6 protein-coding genes and 1 pseudogene are annotated in these 5,498 nt (G+C 51.0%); 5 read left to right on the forward strand and 2 right to left on the reverse strand.

All coding sequences use genetic code 11. The features are described from left to right. Positions 1–700 (forward strand): annotated as a pseudogene (locus tag MVK46_RS09895) (ATP-binding protein); the annotation flags it as partial. On the opposite strand, the gene MVK46_RS09900 reads toward MVK46_RS09895, so the two are convergent. Then, positions 683–835, reverse strand: coding sequence for a hypothetical protein (locus tag MVK46_RS09900; RefSeq protein ID WP_297536510.1), 153 nt, complete (start codon positions 833–835; stop codon positions 683–685). The pseudogene MVK46_RS09895 and the gene MVK46_RS09900 overlap by 18 nt on opposite strands. Positions 836–877: 42 nt before the next feature. Continuing rightward, a complete protein-coding gene (locus tag MVK46_RS09905) occupies positions 878–2,797 on the reverse strand; it encodes an aldehyde ferredoxin oxidoreductase family protein (RefSeq protein WP_297536511.1) in 1,920 nt (639 codons plus the stop codon). 167 nt (positions 2,798–2,964) lie between these two features. Between MVK46_RS09905 and MVK46_RS09910 the strand changes: the two genes are divergently transcribed. Genes MVK46_RS09910 through MVK46_RS09925 form a run of 4 tightly spaced genes read left to right on the forward strand, consistent with a single transcriptional unit; the run spans position 2,965 to position 5,399 of the window. Beyond that, positions 2,965–3,828, forward strand: a complete 864-nt coding sequence (locus MVK46_RS09910; protein ID WP_297536512.1) for an integrase — start codon at positions 2,965–2,967, stop codon at positions 3,826–3,828. Further along, positions 3,821–4,150 carry a hypothetical protein gene (locus MVK46_RS09915; RefSeq protein ID WP_297536513.1) on the forward strand — a complete coding sequence of 110 codons (330 nt, stop codon included), beginning with the start codon at positions 3,821–3,823 and terminating at the stop codon, positions 4,148–4,150. Before MVK46_RS09910 ends, MVK46_RS09915 begins: the two co-directional genes overlap by 8 nt. Beyond that, on the forward strand, positions 4,135–4,311 hold the full coding sequence (locus tag MVK46_RS09920; protein ID WP_297536514.1) for a hypothetical protein: 177 nt from the start codon (positions 4,135–4,137) through the stop codon (positions 4,309–4,311). Before MVK46_RS09915 ends, MVK46_RS09920 begins: the two co-directional genes overlap by 16 nt. Before the next feature lie 5 nt (positions 4,312–4,316). Next, on the forward strand, positions 4,317–5,399 hold the full coding sequence (locus MVK46_RS09925; RefSeq protein WP_297536515.1) for a DUF2079 domain-containing protein: 1,083 nt from the start codon (positions 4,317–4,319) through the stop codon (positions 5,397–5,399). The last annotated feature ends 99 nt before the right edge of the window (positions 5,400–5,498 follow it).

A 5,498-nucleotide genomic window follows, 5' to 3' on the forward strand; every position in this document is an offset into this window, starting at 1 on the left:
TGACGTCCTCGGTACCGTTCTCAAGGACTACGTTCCCGGCCTCGTGGGCGAGATATTCACCGAGGAGGAGCGCGAGCTTACCAGGAGATACTGGGCAATCCTTGAGGCCGTTGCCGGGGGAAAGGTGAGCACTGGGGAAATAGCGGGGGAGCTATCTTCTCGGGGATTGATGGAGAACGCTTCCCCGGGAGCTGTAGCGCCATATCTAGAAATCCTCGCGGGAATGGGCTTGCTTGAGAGAATCTCAGTCTTTGGAAAGAGGAGAAAGGTCTACCGCTACCGCCACGTATCGCCCCTCGTGGACTTCGCGTACTACCTTAATGCAAAGTACGGTTTCTTCGAGACCGGTCTTCCCCAGAAAACCGTCCGCAGATTGCTGGAGGAAAAACTGCCCCACTACGTAGAGGTGTTCTTTGAACGTCTCTTCGCCCAGCACTACGGCCTTCAGCCGGTCAGAATCGAGAAGCCGGAACTTGAGCTCGACGTTGCCCTCGTGAAGAACAGGAGGCTCTACTTGGTCGCCGAGGTCAAGTGGAAGGAGAAGCTTAGAGAGCGGGATATTAGAAAGGCTGAAAACAAGTTTGAGAGCGCTGGAGCTGAGGTTAACCTCCTTGTCGTTCCGGACAGAAGCGTCCTCCCACGGGAGCCAGAGAACGCGAGAGTCTTCGACTGGAGGGACGCTTTAGCGCTCGCCCCATAACGGCTCCCAATCCTTACACACGAAGTTCATGTGGACGGTCTTCATGTGCTTCCTGCACATCCCGTAGGTCAGGAAGTATGAATCAATCGGCCCGAACCAGCGGCAGTTTTTACAGGCCCTGAGCTTCTCGTCCATTTCCCCCACCGGGGAGAATAAGGGGGGAGGGGATAAAAACCTTCAGATTCCCGCTCCAATGTCGTCCGCGATGTCCGGCAGGTCGAGGGCCATGAGCTTGGCCTTGGTCGGGATTCCGTCCCTGCTCCATCCGCGAGCCTGGTAGTACTCGTCGAGCATCCTGTCGAGCTCCCACGGCGGGACGTGCAGGCCCTTGCTCGGTCCCTCCGGAATCGGCTCCCACATAATCCTGTACGGGAGCGTGTCGTCCTTCCTTGTGAAGCCCTCGCGGACGTTGAAGGCTCTCGCTATGTTCATTATCCTCTCGCCGATGACCATCAGCTCGGCCTCGCCGATGTTCATTCCCGTTACCGCCTCGATGAGGTCGGGGAAGCCCTCGAGGAAGTACATGTGCCTCGAGAACTTGCACGTTCCGGTGGCATCGTAAACCGCCATGAGGTTCTCGTGGAAGGCAATCTCGAAGCCCTTGTTCTCGCCCTTAGTCCTGTCAACGCCCTCGAACTTCCACCACTTGCCGACCAGCTCGGTTCCGTAGGCGCCGCTGGTGAGGTGGTCGGCACCGCGAACGCTAACAGCGAATGCCAAAGCCATTCCCTTAATTCCCCTAACGTCGTACGCCGGAGGCTCCATGCCCTTGACGTGCATCGCGAACTTCCAGCTCTCCTTTCCGAGCCTCTCACTGGCCCTCTTGACGCCATCAGCCAAAAGCTTTCCGAGGTTGCCCTCGCGGTAGGCCATCTTCTTGAGGGCCTCAACCGCCGCCTCACCGTTTCCGAAGGTCAGCTCGAGACCGTCAGTTTCCTCCTTGGTGAGAAGGCCCCTCTCGTAGGCCTCCATGGCCCAGGCAATGGTGACACCCGCTGAAATCGTGTCAAGACCGAGCTCGTCAGCGAGGTAGTTGAGGTAGGCAACGGTTTCAAAGTCGTCAAGCTCAAGTGCTCCGCCGAAGGAGTAGAGAGTCTCGTACTCTGGGCCGTCCACCATGAAGGTGCCCCATCTCTCGCTCTCAACCTTAACGTACTGGCTGCAGGGCTTGTTGCACATCGGGCAGGGTCTTCTCCCGACGCGGTACTTGGGCGCCCAGTAGTAGGGGTCAATCTCGATGTGAACCCTGAACTGCAAACCTTTCTCCTGCATCTCCTTGAGCTTCTCATATGCCTTTTTGAAGAAGCCCATCTGCCAGTTCCTAACCGGGAAGGTTCCCCTCTCGCGGTTCATCCAGTCGAGGAACTCGCCGCTTCCGTAGTCCATGTCGGCTTTAGTGGCAGGGTGGTCCTTGAAAACCTTGGCCCAGTAGAAGATAAGCTCCCTGAGCTTGTCCGGCTTTGCAATGGGTATCTTTTTCGTTCCCTTAACGACTATTCCCTTGAGCCTCTTGCTTCCGAGGACGGCTCCGGGACCACCGCGTGCGGCCTGCCTCTCATCGGTATCGATGATTGATATCAGGCTGAGGTTCTCGCCTGCCGGACCGATAAAAGCCGTTGCGAAGCCGGGATACTCCTCCTTGGCCTTCTTTCTGGCCTCGCCGGTGGTGAGGCCCCAGTAATCGTTTGCCGGAACGAGCTTGACCTCGTCGTCCTTGATGTAGAGGAGAACCGGCTCATCGCTCTGTCCCTCTATGATGAGAACGTCGTAGCCGGCCTTCTTGAGTTCCTCACCCATTTTCGCTCCCGCCATTGAACGGCCGTAGCCGCCGGTGAGGGGACTCTTGAAGTTGAAGGCCGTCTTCGAGCCGGTTCCGATTCCCGTTCCGACGAAGAGACCCGGCGTTATAATCATCTTGTTCTCAGGCCCGAGAGGGTCGGCTTTGGCCGGAACCTCGTCGTAGAGGAGTCTCGTTCCAAAGCCAACACCACCGAGGTACTTCCTTGGGAACTCCTCGGGTAGAGGCTCTACTTTTATCTCCCCCGTGCTCAAGTTAACGCGCAGAATCCTGCCCCAGTAACCACCCTCAACCTGCATATGAAACCACCTCGAAGATTTTTCGGATGGTGGATTATAAGGACTTCGAAAAAGGAGATATTTGACATTACCGGGAGAGTTAAGCTCAACTATTAACTACGGGGAACTTTTATGTGCATTGACCTTTAACGAAGAACACCGCTGACAACTTAAAAGTCAGAAAAACTATGGCGGGCCCGGCGGGATTCGAACCCGCGACCTCCGGCTTAGAAGGGAGCTTAAACGAGATTTGGGCCAAAGAAAGAAGCTCCTTTATTGAATGGCTCTCAGGAGAAGTAGGCAAAGAAACAAAGAAAGACTACGTGAAAGCTCTCGACAAATTCTTTGGTCGGCATACAATCAAAACACTCAGAGACCTTGAGTCGGCCTTCCGAAAAGAGGGACAGAAACGATGTTTGGCCAAAGCCCTCAGAAAATTCGCAGGATACTTGGAGAAGGAAGAGATAATTAATGAAAACACCTATGAGAAAATCAAGAAGCTCATCAAACTAAAACCCGTTGGAGTGCGAGAAGTCTTCATCAGCGACGATGAAGTCAGAAAAGCTTACCTTGAGGTCAAAAAGCGTGGAATTATCTCAAAATCTTTATTTCTCCTCCTCGTATTTTCAGGAATTCGCCTGAGTCAGGCCGTTGAACTTCTTAGAACATATGATTATACAAAGCTCCAGATAATCAACGAAAAAGCCGCGAAGTACCCAATTTTCTCAATGACAAAGGGCAAAAAGAAGGCCTTTTGGGCATATGGACCGCTCGACTTCTTCGAAGAACTCGAACCATGGAATGTAAAGTACAATACCGCAAAAGACCTCGTGAGATATCGTAGAGTTTCCGCAAACACTCTAAGAAAATGGCATTACACTTTCCTTATCCGTCAGGGTGTCCCCGCAGATATTGCTGACTTTATTCAAGGACGCACAAGTGAACGCGTTGGAGCAACTCACTACCTAAACAAAACTCTCCTCGCGGATGAATGGTATTCTGCAGTTGTGGACAAACTAAAGAAAATCCTGGAAGGTGACCGAGATGATTGAGCTGATTCGGCAGGCGCTCTTTACCTCAGTGCTTGCCATTATGTTAGGTTACCTTGCTTTGTTATTATACGACACTCTCTTCCGCCCCTGGCGCCTCGTAGAAGAGCAAATCATGACAATTGAAAGGAACATTGAGACTCTCAAAAGGGGCGGTTGGAGAGCGAAGCTCCACAGCTGGCTTTCCATGCCAGTCTGGCATGGCGATGTTGAGCGGCATTTGAAATACCTGCTCTATCTGCACGAGGTAAAACGGGCCGAGCTTGAGCTTTTTGAAAAGTTAAAAGTCCGGAAGGAGGTGAGCGGAAGATGGGCAAAATGGTGAGAGGTTTTAGCTTTGATGGAGAAACATTATTAATGATAGAAATTCTCTCGAGAAAATTGGGAGTAGGAAACAAGTCCGCAGTCATCAGAGAAGCAATCAGAGAAAAGTATTACCGAACCTTCGGAAACGTACCCCCTCATAGAATCATCGGAGAAAGGTGAGAAACGTGCGAAAGGCTCTCGCTGGAGTTTTGTTTGTTTACTTCGTTGTCATGTCCTTATACTCTATTTTCCGCGTTAAGGTTCTCTTGGTTTTAGGGTACACGCCTACTGACTTGGTTATCTTCAATGAGAGTCTCTCAACAACGATACACGGGGCAGGCTTTTTCTATAATCACATTGAGGGAGTTAGCCATTTTGGTGTTCACAATTCACCCATTCTCCTCTTGATACTTCCTCTTTACAAGGTATGGCCTTCGGCGGACCTTCTTTTGGTACTTCAGACGCTTTCAGTAACTCTCGCGGCGGTTCCTTTCTTCAAGCTATCAAAGTTAATCCTTAAAGATGAGAATGCGGCCTTTGCTTTTACGCTCCTTTATCTCTTCAGTCCTTTTGTTTTGGGCGTTTTGAGGTTTGATTTTCATGCTGTTTCTCTTGCATTGCCTTTTATCTTCCTCTCTTTGTACTATCTTGAAAAGGGAGAGTATGTGAAGGCCTTCTTGGTGTCTCTTGTGGTTCTTCTTGTGAGGGAGGATGCGGGTTTGTTCCCAATCTCGGTGGGCCTTTATCTCTTGGCTTTGAATTACAAAAGGAACGCTAGATGGGCTTTTCTTTTTGGGGCTGCGGGTGTGTTTTGGATTGGTTTAAGCGTGTTTGTGGTTATTCCGCATTTTTCGCACTTTCATTTTTATAACAGGTACACGGGGAAGGTTCTTTGGCGGTTTGTGGTGTATCTTGTGAGTGTTTCTCTTTTGAGTACTGGCTTTTTGCCACTCTTTGCAGGAAAGAGAATGGTCCTTCTTGTTTTACCATTCCTTGAGCTGGCATTGAGCAACTATTGGGCCATGATGGCGATTGGAGACCATTATCAATGGCTTTTTGGGCCGCTTCTTTTGGTTGTTGCTTTGTATGGCGCGAGGAGGCTTAGCAGAAGGGCCTTTTGGGGTTCGGTTGCTGTTGCTGGCGTGTTTTCGTTGCTGTTTAGCCCTGTTTTCAGTCCGCTGTTTCCGCATTATCTTAATGCTCCCTATCTTCTTGCCAGTCGGATTGATGCCACGTTTAAATTGGCGAGAATTCTTCTCTTTCGCTAAGTTTTCGCTAAGGTAGTTAGCTAATTATCTTTACGAAGAAGCTTATATTCTCGTTTCCTACTTCTTATTTTGGCTAACTCTTGGGCCTCCGGAGGCGGT

Origin of the sequence: Thermococcus sp., from assembly GCF_027066465.1 — an archaeon.
Lineage (GTDB): Archaea > Methanobacteriota_B > Thermococci > Thermococcales > Thermococcaceae > Thermococcus.